The sequence below is a fragment of the Sphingobacteriales bacterium genome, assembly GCA_016719635.1.
Classification (GTDB): domain Bacteria; phylum Bacteroidota; class Bacteroidia; order Chitinophagales; family JADIYW01; genus JADJSS01.
Genome location: JADJYT010000016.1, coordinates 296,849 through 312,282, shown reverse-complemented (window position 1 = coordinate 312,282; position 15,434 = coordinate 296,849). Strand labels below are relative to the sequence as shown.

The window sequence follows — 15,434 nt, the reverse complement described above, 5'->3', positions numbered from 1 at the left end:
TCTTATTAAATACCTAATAAAAATAATACTTTTATAGGATACATTTACTTTTTTGATAAAACGTATTACATATTTTTTAGGATTACTGGCTTTTTGGGCACAGCCATTTTCTGTTCGGGCAACGGAGGACATCACAACGATTTATGAAAAAGCTCAAAAATCGGACAAAGATAATCCGGACAGTGCACTGTTTTATTACTCATACGTCGTCCGCAATGAGGAGGCAGCTAAAAAGCAGCCGGAAATAATCGGGAAAAGTTACCGCCGGCTGGCGCTGATTACCAGCCAGACGGATATAGACAAGGCTATGGCATATTGTAAAAATGCCACAGCCATTTTTCAGCAGCTTAACAACATTAAGGAACAGGGTATTACGTACAATACCATCGCTAACATTTACCAGCGAAAAGGATATTTTGATTTATCGATTCAACATTACCTCAAAGCCGCCGCCCTCTTTGAGCAGATTAATTTTTATAAGGGACTTACAATTTGTTTCAGCAATATCGCCTCCATTTATAACAACACGGAACAATACCAAAAGAATCTGGTGTATAACAAATTGGCGTATCAGACGTCGTTAAAAGAGAAAGATTCGTTCAGCATCGGAATGATTGCACACGATTTGTCTGTGGCATTTGTGAACAATAAAATGCCGGACAGTGCGAAGACACTCGCGGCCGAGGCGCTTGGCATCGGTAAGGCTATCGATGATGATTTTGTGCAGGCGTATGCCTGTAAGGCATTCACCGAATACTATCTGGCAGACAACAAGCCCACAGAAGCGCAACGCTCCGCAGCTGCCTATTTATCCTATATTTTAAAGACGGGAGCAGAATATGATATTTGCCTGGCGTATATCAAAAATGCAGCGATACATTTGAAACTTAGACGGTTGCCGGATGCCAATACCGCCATTGATAAAGGGATGGTATATGCGCAGAAATCGAATTCGTTCCAGTTGTATAAGAATCTGTATGCGTTGAAAAAAGAATATTATGCGCTCACCGGGGACTATAAAAACGCCTACCTGGCGGCACAGCTTTTCCAGCAATACAACGACAGTGTTTTTTCTGAAAAAAGAAACAACACACTGAATGAACTCGAAACGAAATACCAAACCGCCAAGAAGGAAACGCAGATTGCCCAACAGCAGGTGAAAATAAGACAGGCAAAAACACGACTGATTATTACAATCTTTTTACTGGCGGTTTTACTGGCGGGCGCGGTTATGGTTTATATCTTTTTCAGACAACGGCAGGTCTTGCTGCAAAATAAAATTGTGACCATTGAGCAGCAGAAAAAATTAGAACTGACCCAGGCGATTATGGATGGTGAGGAGCAGGAGCGTATGCGGCTGGCCAAAGAGCTGCACGACGGTATCGGCGGCTTGATGAGTATGATCAAACTGCAGTTCACGAATTTTAAAAAATCACGTAAGGAGATTCAAAACGACCACGAATATAATGCAGCGCTGGACTTATTGAATACGGCTTCACAGGACATCCGAAAGATATCGCATGCGCTGATGCCTTCCGCGCTGGAGCGCTTAGGACTGGTGGAGGCTTTGGAACAGTTTTGCAGGCAGGCGGAAAATAGCGGTAATCTGAAAATAGATTTTCAGCATTATGGACTGGAAGAACGCCTGCCGGCTAAAATGGAACTACTGGCCTATCGTATTATTCAGGAGCTGCTGAATAATATTTTAAAATATGCTGCCGCAAAAGAAGTATTGGTACAGGTAAGCAGACATGAACAGCGGCTTTCCCTGGCAGTGGAAGATGATGGCAAAGGGTTTGATGTGGAGACGATTATAAACATGGAGGGTATCGGCCTGCACAGTATGCAGCAAAGGATAGAGCTGATGGGTGGAAAAATGGATATTGATTCTGCAGCAGGAAAGGGAACCTCCATAAATGTTGAGATACCGTTATAGCAAAAACCGCCGGAAGGAGCGGTTCTTACTTTTCAAACAGCATAGGGGATTTATTTGTAGGAAATGGTTCTTGTTTTTGTTGAACTTGAAAATACAAATCCGATAGTTCCAAAAGACGATTCGTCTCGGATTTCTGTAATTCTCCCTTGTGCGTCAAATGTGTAATCATAATTGTTTATAAACAGGTTGTTGATTGAACTGAAATTCTTGAATCTTACGGACTTTATAAGTTTTGAATACAGTTTGGTGGAGGTCATATCATTGAGTTCGAGCAAACGGAAATGTCTGAGCATCGGCAGTCCGGCAGGAATTGCATTTATTCCTTTTTGGTAATCCAGTTCATCATAATACGTGATACTTACCGTGTCATTCCCTGTAACAAAACCGGCGATGTTATTATCTGTATATACAACATCTGCCATTTGAGAACTTAACGGATTGGTGGAGGATTGTGTTATTTGCTGTCCGGGGTCAAGTATTGTTTCATTTTTAAAAACCCTTCTTCCAAAGGTAAAGTATGCCTCCACCCCGGAACGGTTATTGTCCTGAATGATAAGCATAGAATCTTTCAGGGCAGATCCGATAGAAATATATTTCACCAACAGATTTTTTTTCACAGGTAAATTTTTCTTCAGATACAATCTCGCCTCTGTCGGTTTGGGTAATTATAGAAACCGGTTTTCTGTTAACGCCAGCAGGAGCTGCATTGAGGGTTTCTTTTTTACAGCAGGACATATTTACGGCGAAGAGGATACCCATCATGGCTGTCCTACTTCTGATCTTTTGGTTCGTTTTCATTTTGTATATTTATAGTGTTTGTAATTTGAAAGTGTAAAATTCGTTCAAACGGGAGTGTTTATCTTTAGCCTAAACCACCAAAGAAAATACCCAGGGAAAACCACCCGTTGCTGATTGAGAAATAAAAAAAAGTTCCGAAACTATTAAAGTTCCGGAACCCCATCAAATAAAAACTTACCGAATATCTCTTTATTCTTTTGGGTTTTAAGAATCAGTAGGAAACGCTGCTTTTTAAAATTCTTTGAGAAGATGATGTAGCGGTTGAATTTGTTATCAGTTCATTTATTTGAGTTACCCGGCGATCTGCATCGAACGCATATGTATACTCGTGCGTTTCTCTTCTGCTGCCGGAAACCAGGCTTACACTTCTAAGCATTTTGTTGTACAATACCGTCGATGTGGCGTTTTCCTGTTCCATTATTTTATAATATTTTATCGGTTTCAGCGCTATTGGTATTTCATTGATACCCTTTTGGTATGGCAGGTTATCGAAGTAATCCAACTCAACTCGGATTTCAGAGGCCATTGAGCCAATATTATTATTGGTATAGTTAAATACGGCATCTGTTGCAGGTATGTTGTTAGGGCTGGCCTGCGTCATCCTGCTTAGTTTTGACTGGTTGTTTATGAAATCAAACTGTGTGTTAGCAGTAAATGATGCCTTGAAGGTCTTGTCAGGATTAAAAGTAAGCACCAGGACGGCATTATTTGAACCAGGTCTTTTAAATGTAACGCTGTTTCCATTCACTAATACAGAATCTGATGAAGTGCCGGTTGACTCATATTTTGTCAGCTTGCCTTGAGCATCATACTCGTAAATCTGCTTTCGTAAATCTGTTCCGTTTTCAGAAGTAATAATACTTCTTGGTTTGGTAGATACCGCTGTCGCAACCGGGTTGACCGGCGGGGTGTTTATGCCGTTGCCGGGCGTTATTTCACTTTCTTTTTTGCAACCTGTTGCCGCTGCTGCGAAGAGGATAACCATCATGGCTACCCTACTTCTGATTGTTTTGTTCGTTTTCATAATTATTAATTTTTTTGATTAATTTGCCGGTTCTAAGAATTTGTAATTTCCACTTTGACCCAACACCAGCTTTCCGTTGTGGAGCGTGTATTTGATGTATCCGTATGGCTGACCGTTTTGCTCAAAGCAGATATACCCGTCTTGAACATACCATTTGCCGCAATTAGCGTTTCCGCCTTTCCCGCTGTAGCTCCAGTCGTTTCCGCTGCTTACCGATCCTCCGTCTGTCACACAAACGGTACCGTCTGCCGAAAACTGGTAATAGGTCACAGATGTGTAAGAGGCATAATCACCGTATCCGCTGCTGGCAATCATGTCCTGCTGAGCCCAGTTGCCAACGATGGCCCTGTCAATCTTTTTAGTTTGTCCGAATGCCGTTGATAATGTCATAAATACCAGGATTGCGATTGTTGTGACAATCTTACTCATTGTCTTCGTTTTTAAGTTTTTGAGTTCGTGAATCTTCGATTTCATTTTGTTTATTTTTAGTGTTTGTTATTTGATAGTGTAAAATTCGTTCAAACAGGGGCGTTTATCTTCAGCTTATACCACCAAAGAAAATATTCAGGGAAAACCACCGGTAGCTTTAAGATATATAACCACCGCCGGGGCGGCTATATATAAAGAACGGCATTTTAAGCTATCCGATTCTTGAGTATATTACCCTATTGCCGTTTGGAAAGGTTAAGGCCATTCCATCGCCGCTGTCGGTAATGGTAACCTTAAAATCTGCAGAGCCATTCTCGAACTGCAGGCGAATGACATTACCGCCTCTGGCTGTCCAGGAAAAGTTACTTCTTTCTCTCGGGGTTTGTCCGAACGGGCCCAGGCTAAATGTTTCTTCAAATCCGGAGCCGTCAGCATTAAACGTTATTTCTGCCACACTGGTTTGTGTGACATCGCCGCTTCCCAGTATTTCCTGGTTTTGCCAGGTGCCGGTAAGCCTGCTATCAACACCACCTGGTCCGGAGAGGCTTTCCTTCTTGCAGGACTGCATAAAAAGCATCAGTATCAGCAGGATTATACCAAGGGTGGTTCGAATGATCTTCTGTTGTAAACTCTTTAAGCTGTTATCAGCAATGCAGAGTATGTTTGTTTGTGTTTTCATGACTGAAGATTTTGAAGTGATGGAATATTGTTTGTTGTTTAATAAGCAATAATGTTTTCATGTATTTTTTGGGTGGAAGAACTGCCGATGGTGATTGTAATTGTCTCTGAAATCTTCGTTACCCGGTTGTCGGAATCGAATGTATAGATATAATCATGCTGCTCCCGGCGGATTCCTGCATTAAGGACGGATTGTTTGAGCAGTTTATTGTATAATACGCTGGTTGTAGCTCCTTCCTGTTCCAATACCTTATAATACTGAAAAGGCTTGAAGGCTGTAGGCGGTTCGTTAATGCCCTTTTGGTAAGGCAGATCGTTATAGTAATTAAAGGACAATACAGCTTCTGCGGTAATGGAACTCAGGTTGTTATTGGTATAGTCCAACCCTGCAATATTATTAAAGGGTCCGTTATCGACGCTTTGAGCTAACCTGCTTATTTTATTTTGGTTGTTTTCAAATTGTACTTCGATGTTAGAGGTAAACAGATTTTTCATTGTCTTATCTCCGTTTAAAAACAGCTTTTGGATGCTGACACCGGAATTTCGCTCTGACTTGAATAGTACTACATTGAAGTTTATAATAACGGTATCAACGGATGTGGTATTCTTAGAAAAAAACCGTATCAGTCTGCCCTGAGAATCGTACTCATAAGCCTGGGACTTTATGGTGCTTCCATTTTCTGTGGTTGTAATGAACCGTGGTTTGGTATTTACTGACGGCTGCACCACAACGGGTGGCGGTGTGTTATTAACAGGCGGCGGTGTCACCGGTGCGACCTCTGTTTTCTTGCATCCGCTCAGGGTGGCTGTGAAGATGACTGCTGCTATAGCCGCCATGCTTCTGATTTGATTTACTGTTTTCATTTTGTTTGATTTTATATTGTTGATGAATGATTTTCCGCAATGATCTTATCTGCTGGCAAACGCTGCCGTCGGTTTGGAATACCCAGTTTCTTCCCCGAAAACCAGCTGGTTGTCTGTTGCGCTGTATGCCGCGACGGAAGAAACCTCTCCGCCGTTCACAATGGTGATTTGTCCGTTTTTCACCATCCAGCTGCCTCTGCCCGTTACCATGATCTTGCCGTTTGCCTGTGTAAAGGAAACATAGGTTCCATTGGCATTGAACTGACAGAACTCGGAAGCGGTGCCGGAAGCGGCATCTTTGTTCTTCTCCCAGGTACCTACGATGCTGTTGTCGATACCCTTGAACACCAGGTCAAACCGGTCTTTGGTCATGGTGGTGGTTTTAGCCGAAGCAGAAGTGATGGACATTACTGCGAACAGGATGGCTGCGATGGTGGTGGTTACTGTTTTCATTTTGGTTATTTTTTAGTGGTGATGAATGTGTTTGTTTGATGATGTAAAATTCCGCCAAACGGGAAACTTTATCTTCAGCCCAAACCACCAAAGAAATAATTCAGGGAAAACCACCGGTAGAGAAAAGCCGGGAATACGAATAAAAAAGTATCTTTAGTAAATAAATCAAAACCAAGATGTTAAACAAGTACAATACAGATTACGGATTGCTGATAATCCGCCTTGGAATCGGCATTGCTTTTATGCTGCACGGTTATCCCAAAGTGATGGGAGGCCCGGACATGTGGGTTAAGATTGGTGGTGCTATGAGCAATATTGGTGTAAATTTTTTTCCCGTATTCTGGGGTTTCATGGCCTCATTGGCGGAGTTTGGCGGAGGGCTCTGTCTCGTGTTGGGGTTTTTATTCCGGCCTGCACTGGCTATGCTTGTTTTCACCATGTTTATAGCCTGCCTTGTACATTACAATAACGGCGATGGATTCAACGGCTATTCACACGCACTGGAGAGTGGTGTCGTGTTCCTGGCACTGTTTCTCACAGGACCGGGAAAATATGCCCTGAAGATTGTAAGAAGATAATTCTAACTCAGACGATATATTCAAAAACCCTGTTACAATTTGTAACAGGGCTTTTAATTTTTATTCATTCGTTCAATTATAGAGCCGGTGGAGCAATCGGCGGCGGAACCGAATTTAAGATTCCTGACAACTCCGGCAGCGTAGAGGCTGCGGCCCAGGCTGCCATGCCCGCTTTCCATACCAGCGTATCCGCTTTCAGCTGTCCGTTCTGTGCCAGTTGTGTCAGTTGCGGCACATCAAACGGTCCGGACTGCTGTCCGTTCACCGCCACAAAAATCTGCATGACCGGTGGTGGTGTGGCACCACCGTTTTGTGCGTTTGCCATACCGCCCTGTAAGATACCTCCCATGCCGACACCCACAAAAGCGCCCGCCATGCCTCCGCTTTCTGCGGCTTTTTCAATGCCTTGGGCGGTTTTCCACTGGGTCAGTTTCTGCATATCAATCTTATCCAGACGGGATAATTCAAAGATTTCCTTCTTCACCTCTTCCGGCATCGAGATATTTTCTACCAGCAGGGTTGTTACCTTTAATCCATACGCATCAAAATCATCGGATAACTTTTCCGTTCCGAATTTGGAAAGCTCTTCGAGGTTGGAAGCATATTCCTCAATTTTCAATTTGCTTTCCGCAATGGCATCCGTCAGTTTAGTCACTACCAGTGCTCTCAGCTGATTGGAGATCCCTTCCGTTGTAAAGTTTCCATCGGTACCCACAATCTCTTTCATGAATTTTCCGGCATCCGTCACGCGGAAGGAGAAGTTCCCGAACGCCCGGATTTCTATCATACCGAAACGCGGGTCATTGAGTGTAATCGGGTTTTTAGTACCCCATTTCTGGTCGGTAAACTGTTTGGTATTGACATAGTAAATGTCCACCTTAAACGGAGAATTGAAACCATATTTCCATCCGCGCAGAGTGGCCAGGATGGGTGTATTGGCAGTGGTCAGTTCATATCTGCCCGGCTGAAAAACATCGGCCAGTTTCCCTTCATCCAGAAAAACCGCCACCTGTGATTCGCGGACGGTGAGTTGTGCGCCGTTTTTAATTTCGTTTTGATAGCGGGGAAATTTCCATACAATCGTGTCCTGTGTGTCGTCCGTCCATTCGATGATATCAATGAACTCGTGTTTTAGTTTGTCCCAAAGTCCCATGGTGTTCGCATTTTAATTTTATCCAATTTATAAAAATATACCTGGTTGTGAAAGAGTATAACTGTTTTTTTACGTTAAAAGTTCCGGATTTATCTAAATAGGTAAATTATCGGAATATTGCACGATGCTAACAGAACGCAGGAGGTTCACAGTAACCCTGAAGGAGCCGATAAGTTAATAATATTCCAGCAAATAAACTTTGTTTAACAGGGAAGGGTTGTTAATATCAAACCAATTTATCTTTGAGACAAGGCCATTAGAATTAAAATAGTAATTGTATTTCCAGATACTTTCTCTTTCTTTAATTAAATTCCGATTCGTATAACCAACCGTAAGTTCTCTTAAATTTGCTATATAGGCTAAAGTCAGTACATCTGTTGGGGTTGTTATGTATACATCCGGATTTTGCAGTATGGTTTGAAGCGGGATTGTATAGTTGTTTTCATAATCATAATAAGTATAGCTTATCGTTTTTGTTTCCTGAATAGTTCCGCTAAGAAAGGCTTTCTGATAGCTTGAGACCAGTGAAGTACAATTATTATTTTCAAACGCAAAGTCATAATTTACAATATCAAATTTTAAGGGAGGAATACCTAACTCCCTTATTGTATCCGGTTTATCCGTGTTGTATATAAAGGAATAATTATCCATCTTGAAGGCAGAGTCGTATACCCACTTCATGGATTGAACCTGTCGTTGGCGGTTGTATATTATTTCATAATGTTCGACTCCGGATGTATCATTTAGCCTATTAACACCCAATGTGGTATCGTTAACAGGATAGATATCAATATACGGAGCGTTATTCTTTTTTACATTAATTAATTCGCCTGTAGAATCATTATAATAAAACTCATATTCATACGCAAAGCTGCTAACAGAGTCGATTACTTTCAGCGCTTTTATTTTTCCAGACAGAATGTTCATATTCTGATCTGTTCTTTTGCAGGACAGCAATACTACCGCAATCATTAAATATATTATTCTCATTTTTTTCAGTGATTGTTTAGCCAAGTAATAACATCAATTCGTATTCTATTTCTTAAATTAGTAGTTAATACTTGAGTGTTATTAGAGTTGTATGGGTCTATAGCTTTCCATCCATGATCCGCACGACAATATTTCCTAATCAAGTGTGGTATAATATAACTTGTAGGCATCGCTGAAGTACTAGTCAAATTGTCTTCAAATTTTACACCACCAGCTGTTTGTAATGCAGACTGCATTCCATCAGTTCCTTTATCATACGGCACAATATTGTCTTCTGTCCCATGCATAATAAATGTAGGATATGCACCAACATTAGTGGTGTACCTTGGACTAAATTGAAAAAGAGTTGCATCTGTTAATGGTGTGGTTATAATATCTTTTCTTGCTGATTGAAATAAATTATGCCCTGGATATATATGATAGTCTGATCCAGGAAAGACAGTTGCGAGATTATTTGTAGTACAGTTGTTAAAATACACATTATTATCTACACCTGACTCGTTATAATTTACGGGCCAATAGTACGGTAGATGGTGTCCTTTAAATCTAAAATGCCAATCACAATTATACTCTAATGGGATATCATATGTAGAATAACTACCGGTTATACAAGTAAATGAATAAGGAATAATATTAATCCAGTTATCCATAGTTTGCAAGTTTGTTGGAGCATACATTGAAATGACAGAGTGTATGTATGTTTGATTAGGATGTGTATAGGCATACATTAATGCCAAATGCCCCCCGGCACTCTCGCCAAGTATGTGTATAATGTTTGCATTTAAGCTTTTCCCCCATAAACAAGTTGAAAAATTAGCTCTTATATGATTAACAGCAAGTGTAATGTCGTCAATCTGATTTTGCCAGCCAATAGGATTAGCTGTAAATTCTGATTGATTATTGCCCAATTGTACTAATCGATAAACCATAGATACCACTACATATCCATTATCCAATAAATCCTTAACCATACTAACACTTGAGCTGCCTCCCCAGTTATAAGGAAATCCCAAAACATTCACCTCTTGCCCTGAAAACCAACCACCACCGGGTATCATCACTACCACCGGGGAATTGGCGGTTACATTGTTTGGCAGGTACACATAATATTTCTGTCTGTCGTCAGGACCATATTGGCCTATGTAATTTACCTTATTCCCAAAAGCATCATACGGATAATAAAAAGTACCCGGGTCGGGGTTGGTGGGTACTGTTAAACAAATACCGTTACAGCAATGAAAATCTTCTCCGCCGCCGCCACCGCTCGCATTGATACTAACCGCCGACCTGGAAATAGTGTTCAGGTATTCAGGATTATATCTTAATATATCCCTTAACGGAGAGGTTAGCATACTTAAATCGGCACTCTCTTCTTTTTTTGTACCATCCGCTGCTGTCCTTAAATGAGCAGATGCTGATGCCGTTGTTTCATCTAACCTAACTTCTTTGGTACAACTGAATATAAGTATACTAAAAAACAGAGATAAGAAAACGGTTGTGCTGTTTCCTATGATTCGTGTTTTTTCCATTTTATTTGAATTTATATTTCAAAGTTACTAATTTAAAATTAAAGATGTAAATTTCTTTTTTGATATAGTTGCTAAAAATCTTAGGCATTTTTATATTTTAGCCTGCTTTTCAAAAGTTACTTTCATCTGTTGCAATTTTCGTACTTTTGTTTCCATGAAAACCACCCCTCTCACCGATACCCATATTGCCTTAGGCGCAAAAATGGTGGACTTTGCCGGATTCTATATGCCGGTACGCTATTCTTCTGATTTGGATGAACACCATTGTGTGCGCAATGCCGTTGGCATGTTCGACGTATCGCACATGGGCGAATTTGTGCTGAAAGGAGAAAAAGCGCTGCCGCTGCTGCAGAAAATCGTTTCCAACGATGTGTCGAAATTAGAGCGCGGGCAGGCGATGTACGGCTATCTGCCGAATGAGCAGGGCGGTATCGTGGATGATCTGCTGGTCTATCACCTCGATGACGGCAACTATATGTGTGTGGTCAATGCCGGAAATATCGACAAAGACTGGGCCTGGTTTAACCGGCACAATAGCGACAATGCGGAAATGCACAATATTTCAGACCGGGTGGCGCTGCTCGCAATACAGGGGCCAAAGGCAGCTGATGCTTTACAATCCCTCACGTCTGTGGCGTTGAAATCCATTCCTTATTACCGGTTTGTAAGGGGAAGTTTTGCCGGCGTAGACAACGTAATCATTTCCGCAACGGGATACACCGGCGCCGGCGGGTTTGAATTATATTTCCATAAAGATCATGCCGTGGAGGTGTGGAATAAAATACTGGAAGCAGGAAAACCCTTTGGATTACAACCCATCGGCTTAGGCGCCCGGGATACCTTAAGGCTGGAAAAAGGATTTTGCCTGTACGGAAATGATATAGATGACACCACTTCTCCATTGGAAGCCGGGTTGGGTTGGGTGACCAAATTCAACAAGGATTTTGTTGCAAAGGATATTCTGCTGCAACGGAAAGAAGCGGGCCTGCCGCAAAAACTGGTGGGCTTCACCATGATTGACCGCGGCATCCCGCGCGGCCACTACCTGATAAAAGATGCCGGTGGAAAAGAAATAGGCCATGTTACCTCCGGCACCCAATCGCCCAGTCTGGGTTATGGCGTGGGGCTCGGTTATGTAAAATCCGCATTGGCCGCCGTTGATTCGGAAATCTATATAGACATACGAGGAAAATTGCTGAAGGCCAAAGTGGTAAAACTGCCGTTTTTATAAATCCGGATAAATTATCTGCATGCTAAAAAATACGTTTCGGATTACGCTTGTCTTCACACTCTTTATACTGTTGTTGTTTTATGTGGCACTGGCTTCCGCGTGGTTTGGTATACCGGATGGTTCAGGCGGTAATTTTTGTGAAGCTACCGGGAGCGGCCTGATATTACAACCGGTGAACTCCTTCTCCAATATAGGTTTTATTATTTCAGGTATCAGCTGCGCGTGGATGTTAAGCCATAGTGCCATCAATAAAAGTGGTTTCTTTTTTAAACATCCATTCATTCCGCTTTTTTATTGCCTAGTTACCGTCTTGCTTGGCCCTTGTTCTATGGCCATGCATGCTACGGAAACACATACCGGCGGCTTGCTGGATATGAACAGTATGTATCTTTTCGGGTCATTTATGCTTGCATTTGGACTGGCGCGTTATTACAACCTTCGTTCCGTGGTTTTCATTTCCATTTACATCCTCAGTTTAGTGCTTTGTAATATTGCGGGCACTTACAGAAGTGTATTCGGTTTGGATTTTTATCCGGGCAGCGCCGCTTTCGGGCTGGTGTGTTGTACCGGGATGTTATATGAATATCTACATTTCAGGAAGAACCGGCCGGTGGTACAGTTTAAATATGCGGTTTTTTGTTCCCTTAGTTTTTTAACGGCATTCTTCGTGTGGCATTTCGGTTGGGACGGACATTGTTTCTGTAATCCGGATTCCCTGTTTCAATGGCACGGCGTCTGGCATTTGCTGTGCGGCCTTTCTACCTATTTTCTGTTTCGTTACTACATCAGCGAAGAACAGGAGGTGCTGTGAACCAACAGCTCTTTTCTAATTTTGCGGCTGATAATCTATTTTTGTTGTAATTTTGAATAATCGGTTTTCATTTATGAAAAAGCAAAGAATATTCATTGTCTTCATGGTGGTCATTTCTTTTCTTGCTGGCTCCTGCAATAAGAATAACTCCTGTGATAATACCATGTGTACAATGGAATACAAGTCCATTAGTATTATATTAGATGATATCACCATGCCTCCGGTTGCGAGAACCCTGACTAAGTTTTATACGAAAAATAAAATGAACGATACACTCATCAACACATCCGTCGGAGCCACGCCTGCCGATTTTGACCGCTACAGGCTATACGGTTATCCGGTGGTCAGCGACGGACAGATACCCAAACAAACAGACAGCCTGACCGTAGAATTTTTCGGGGAAATCAACGATGTGGTAGTCGTTCAGGAAACATTCGTCGTTGGACATGACTGCTGTCACATTTTTAAAATACGGGGTAAAGAAAGAGTAAATTTTGCACCCTAATGGCAGGCCCCATGCTGAAAAAAGTTCTGTTCAGATTTATATTTTCCGGTGTAGTATTCTTAATGCTCTCCTGTACGAAATCTGGATTCATAGATCCGTATCCGCCACCGCCTGTTACCTACATTTCTCATCAGTATAAAGACAAGCTTACAGCAGCACAGATTATAAACAGAATCAGTGTTTATATTCCGAACGCAGGCAGCCTCTTCCAACCAAAGTACGATGTCTCTGTTTACCGGGTTTTTTATAAGACACATGATTATGAGAACAAGGAAATTACTGCCAGCGGGCTGATATATATTCCCGAACTCAACTACTATTTTCTGCCTGTCATCAGTTATCAGCACGGTACGGCGATTCGAAAATCCGAAGTCGCTTCTATGACGGGAGACCTGGACTATTATGTGCCTTTTTTATTTGCCGGCGAAACAGGTGCCATCATCTGCGAAACGGATGGTGTCGGGCTGGGGTTCAGCGAAGGCGTTCAGCATTATTTTGAACCGACGGAAGAAGCGAATGCGGTGGTCGATTTATTGCGGAGCGTGGAAAGATTATTACAAAAAACCTTTCGCAATATAAATTTGTCGCGCGAATTATTCTTAATGGGATATTCTCAGGGCGGACACGCGACGCTGGCCGCACAGCGACTCCTGGAAACCAACTATCCATACGAGTTCCTACTCAAAGCCAGTGCTCCTATGGCTGGTTTTTTTTCTTTTGAAAAATCCACCCAATTCAATGTATTGAAAGCACCTGTTGCCTATCCTGTTTCCGGCATCTATCCTTTTCTGCTGCACAGCATCAACACCACCCAGAAAATTTATCCCGATTTTGATTCTATTTTTATACCACCGTATGACTCCCTGGTGAAGGTAGTGTTTGACGGCGAACACGATGCTTCGTTTATAAATGAACAGTTCCCGGATACAATCTATAATGCACTGCAACCATCCTTTATCAATGCACTGAAAAATCAACCCAACACCCCTTTTTTAGATGCTGCTAAGGAATATGATATCATCAATGGCTGGATACCCCAAACACCTACCCGGTTTTATCACAGTGAGGGTGATGAGATAGCTTTTTATAACAACAGTGAGATAGCTTTTCAGACATTTAAGACAAAAGGCGGCAATGTACAACTCTACAGCCTCGGCAACTTAAATCATCTCGATGCGAATATTGCCGCCATTCAGCAGGTGAGAAGCTGGTTCTATCCGTTGGTAAAGATTACCGGTTATTGAGCGTTTCACCCTTTTTAACATCTGAACTCCAACATTACAGCATAGTGTTTGTTACTTTGAGATATGTTTTTACCTGAACGCAAGCTTATCCTTCGTGTCAGCGCTTTTGCGCTGTTTTTGCTTGCATTCACCTTTATACATGCACAGCTTCCTGTTCTGAATCTTTCGGCTTACGAAAACCGGGTGCAGCAAAAAAATGACACCTTATATGTGGTGAATTTCTGGGCAACGTGGTGCAAACCCTGTGTGGAGGAATTGCCTTATTTTGAAAAAGCGGCTCAAGGCTTTGCAGACAAACCTATAAAAATTATTTTAGTAAGCCAGGATGCCAAAAGCCGCCATGACAATGTAGCGGACTTTTTAAAGAAAAATGCTTATTCCTCAGAATGTTTTATCTTGTCCGCAGGCAATCCAAACATCTGGATAGACAAAATTGAACAGCAGTGGTCCGGAACTATACCGGCTACCATGCTGTACAAAAATGGAACGAAGATTTATTTTCACGAAGGCGACTATGAGAATTATGAAACACTGGAAAAAATTATTCACGCTAAATTATAAATCATGAAAAAACTATTTTTATTCCTGGTAACCGTTCTAGGCATCTCATCCTACACTGTCGCAGCAGATGCTTACACAATCGGTTCTCCCGTTGCAGATTTCAAGCTCAAAAACATTGACGGCAAAGAGGTTTCCATGTCGGATTATCCTGACGCCAAAGGGTTTATCATCACTTTTACCTGCAATCATTGTCCTTATGCCAAGGCCTATGAAGACAGAACCATTGCCCTGAACAAAAAATACGCAGGAAAGGGATATCCTGTAATTGCCATCAATCCGAACGATGCCGAACAATATCCGGACGATAATTATGACAACATGAAACTACGGTCAAATGAAAAGAATTTTACATTCCCTTATCTGGTGGATGCAACACAGGAGGTTGCCAAACAGTTCGGTGCCATAAAAACACCACATATTTATATTGTGCAGAAAGAAGGTAAGAGCTTAACGGTAAAATACATTGGTGCCATTGATGATAACTGGGAGAATCCGGAAACCGTCAATCAAAAATACGTGGAGGATGCTGTAAATGCCCTGTTGGCCAAAAAGGAAGTGGAGACAAAAACCACAAAGGCCATAGGCTGTTCCATAAAATGGAAGAAATAATACATACAGATAAAAAGAAGATGGCAGCAATTTTAGCTGCC

At 41.8% G+C, this 15,434-nt stretch carries 17 protein-coding genes; 8 read left to right on the top strand and 9 right to left on the bottom strand.

What is annotated here, in order from left to right; translation table 11 throughout:
- The first annotated feature begins 52 nt into the window (after positions 1-52).
- A complete protein-coding gene (locus IPM95_16120; protein ID MBK9330784.1) occupies positions 53-1,936 on the top strand; it encodes a sensor histidine kinase in 1,884 nt (627 codons plus the stop codon).
- Positions 1,937-1,986: 50 nt separating this feature from the next.
- Here IPM95_16120 and IPM95_16115 read toward each other — a convergent pair whose 3' ends face one another.
- From IPM95_16115 to IPM95_16090, 6 genes are all read right to left on the bottom strand, one after another.
- The gene (locus tag IPM95_16115) at positions 1,987-2,553 is read right to left on the bottom strand and encodes a hypothetical protein (GenBank protein ID MBK9330783.1); all 567 of its coding nucleotides are present in this window, start codon (positions 2,551-2,553) and stop codon (positions 1,987-1,989) included.
- A gap of 392 nt (positions 2,554-2,945) precedes the next feature.
- On the bottom strand, positions 2,946-3,758 hold the full coding sequence (locus IPM95_16110) for a hypothetical protein (protein ID MBK9330782.1): 813 nt from the start codon (positions 3,756-3,758) through the stop codon (positions 2,946-2,948).
- Between the two features lie 18 nt (positions 3,759-3,776).
- Complete coding sequence (locus tag IPM95_16105) at positions 3,777-4,232, bottom strand: hypothetical protein (protein MBK9330781.1); 456 nt, start codon at positions 4,230-4,232, stop codon at positions 3,777-3,779.
- Positions 4,233-4,398: 166 nt separating this feature from the next.
- Positions 4,399-4,866 carry a hypothetical protein gene (locus IPM95_16100; GenBank protein MBK9330780.1) on the bottom strand — a complete coding sequence of 156 codons (468 nt, stop codon included), beginning with the start codon at positions 4,864-4,866 and terminating at the stop codon, positions 4,399-4,401.
- Between the two features lie 38 nt (positions 4,867-4,904).
- Positions 4,905-5,729, bottom strand: a complete 825-nt coding sequence (locus IPM95_16095) for a hypothetical protein (GenBank protein ID MBK9330779.1) — start codon at positions 5,727-5,729, stop codon at positions 4,905-4,907.
- A gap of 45 nt (positions 5,730-5,774) precedes the next feature.
- Positions 5,775-6,182: a hypothetical protein gene (locus IPM95_16090; GenBank protein ID MBK9330778.1), complete on the bottom strand. Its 408-nt coding sequence runs from the start codon at positions 6,180-6,182 to the stop codon at positions 5,775-5,777.
- 176 nt (positions 6,183-6,358) lie between these two features.
- Between IPM95_16090 and IPM95_16085 the strand changes: the two genes are divergently transcribed.
- Positions 6,359-6,760: a DoxX family protein gene (locus tag IPM95_16085; GenBank protein MBK9330777.1), complete on the top strand. Its 402-nt coding sequence runs from the start codon at positions 6,359-6,361 to the stop codon at positions 6,758-6,760.
- A gap of 76 nt (positions 6,761-6,836) precedes the next feature.
- Here IPM95_16085 and IPM95_16080 read toward each other — a convergent pair whose 3' ends face one another.
- The 3 genes from IPM95_16080 to IPM95_16070 all read right to left on the bottom strand — a co-directional run bounded on the left by IPM95_16080 (position 6,837) and on the right by IPM95_16070 (position 10,432).
- Entirely contained in the window at positions 6,837-7,913 is a 1,077-nt protein-coding gene (locus IPM95_16080; GenBank protein ID MBK9330776.1) for an SPFH domain-containing protein, read from the bottom strand.
- A 174-nt stretch (positions 7,914-8,087) separates the two neighbouring features.
- A complete protein-coding gene (locus tag IPM95_16075) occupies positions 8,088-8,903 on the bottom strand; it encodes a hypothetical protein (GenBank protein MBK9330775.1) in 816 nt (271 codons plus the stop codon).
- A 5-nt stretch (positions 8,904-8,908) separates the two neighbouring features.
- On the bottom strand, positions 8,909-10,432 hold the full coding sequence (locus tag IPM95_16070) for an alpha/beta hydrolase (GenBank protein ID MBK9330774.1): 1,524 nt from the start codon (positions 10,430-10,432) through the stop codon (positions 8,909-8,911).
- 154 nt (positions 10,433-10,586) lie between these two features.
- On the opposite strand from IPM95_16070, the gene gcvT reads away from it, so the two are divergent.
- The 6 genes from gcvT (at position 10,587) to IPM95_16040 (ending at position 15,393) form a co-directional block, all read left to right on the top strand.
- Entirely contained in the window at positions 10,587-11,663 is a 1,077-nt protein-coding gene (gcvT, locus tag IPM95_16065) for a glycine cleavage system aminomethyltransferase GcvT (GenBank protein ID MBK9330773.1), read from the top strand.
- A gap of 19 nt (positions 11,664-11,682) precedes the next feature.
- Complete coding sequence (locus IPM95_16060; GenBank protein MBK9330772.1) at positions 11,683-12,474, top strand: ceramidase domain-containing protein; 792 nt, start codon at positions 11,683-11,685, stop codon at positions 12,472-12,474.
- A 73-nt stretch (positions 12,475-12,547) separates the two neighbouring features.
- On the top strand, positions 12,548-12,979 hold the full coding sequence (locus tag IPM95_16055) for a hypothetical protein (protein ID MBK9330771.1): 432 nt from the start codon (positions 12,548-12,550) through the stop codon (positions 12,977-12,979).
- Positions 12,980-12,990: 11 nt separating this feature from the next.
- On the top strand, positions 12,991-14,223 hold the full coding sequence (locus IPM95_16050; GenBank protein MBK9330770.1) for a hypothetical protein: 1,233 nt from the start codon (positions 12,991-12,993) through the stop codon (positions 14,221-14,223).
- Between the two features lie 63 nt (positions 14,224-14,286).
- On the top strand, positions 14,287-14,784 hold the full coding sequence (locus tag IPM95_16045; GenBank protein MBK9330769.1) for a TlpA family protein disulfide reductase: 498 nt from the start codon (positions 14,287-14,289) through the stop codon (positions 14,782-14,784).
- Between the two features lie 3 nt (positions 14,785-14,787).
- A complete protein-coding gene (locus IPM95_16040) occupies positions 14,788-15,393 on the top strand; it encodes a thioredoxin family protein (protein ID MBK9330768.1) in 606 nt (201 codons plus the stop codon).
- Positions 15,394-15,434: the final 41 nt, after the last annotated feature.

What these genes read in the sequence shown, in the direction of transcription:
- IPM95_16110 (MBK9330782.1), bottom strand. Translation starts at nt 3,758, where the DNA reads ATGAAAACGAACAAAACAATCAGAAGTAGGGTAGCCATGATGGTTATC.
- IPM95_16105 (MBK9330781.1), bottom strand. Translation starts at nt 4,232, where the DNA reads ATGAAATCGAAGATTCACGAACTCAAAAACTTAAAAACGAAGACAATG.
- IPM95_16100 (MBK9330780.1), bottom strand. Translation starts at nt 4,866, where the DNA reads ATGAAAACACAAACAAACATACTCTGCATTGCTGATAACAGCTTAAAG.
- IPM95_16095 (MBK9330779.1), bottom strand. Translation starts at nt 5,729, where the DNA reads ATGAAAACAGTAAATCAAATCAGAAGCATGGCGGCTATAGCAGCAGTC.
- IPM95_16090 (MBK9330778.1), bottom strand. Translation starts at nt 6,182, where the DNA reads ATGAAAACAGTAACCACCACCATCGCAGCCATCCTGTTCGCAGTAATG.
- IPM95_16085 (MBK9330777.1), top strand. Translation starts at nt 6,359, where the DNA reads ATGTTAAACAAGTACAATACAGATTACGGATTGCTGATAATCCGCCTT.
- IPM95_16080 (MBK9330776.1), bottom strand. Translation starts at nt 7,913, where the DNA reads ATGGGACTTTGGGACAAACTAAAACACGAGTTCATTGATATCATCGAA.
- IPM95_16075 (MBK9330775.1), bottom strand. Translation starts at nt 8,903, where the DNA reads ATGAGAATAATATATTTAATGATTGCGGTAGTATTGCTGTCCTGCAAA.
- IPM95_16070 (MBK9330774.1), bottom strand. Translation starts at nt 10,432, where the DNA reads ATGGAAAAAACACGAATCATAGGAAACAGCACAACCGTTTTCTTATCT.
- gcvT (MBK9330773.1), top strand. Translation starts at nt 10,587, where the DNA reads ATGAAAACCACCCCTCTCACCGATACCCATATTGCCTTAGGCGCAAAA.
- IPM95_16060 (MBK9330772.1), top strand. Translation starts at nt 11,683, where the DNA reads ATGCTAAAAAATACGTTTCGGATTACGCTTGTCTTCACACTCTTTATA.
- IPM95_16055 (MBK9330771.1), top strand. Translation starts at nt 12,548, where the DNA reads ATGAAAAAGCAAAGAATATTCATTGTCTTCATGGTGGTCATTTCTTTT.
- IPM95_16050 (MBK9330770.1), top strand. Translation starts at nt 12,991, where the DNA reads ATGCTGAAAAAAGTTCTGTTCAGATTTATATTTTCCGGTGTAGTATTC.
- IPM95_16045 (MBK9330769.1), top strand. Translation starts at nt 14,287, where the DNA reads ATGTTTTTACCTGAACGCAAGCTTATCCTTCGTGTCAGCGCTTTTGCG.
- IPM95_16040 (MBK9330768.1), top strand. Translation starts at nt 14,788, where the DNA reads ATGAAAAAACTATTTTTATTCCTGGTAACCGTTCTAGGCATCTCATCC.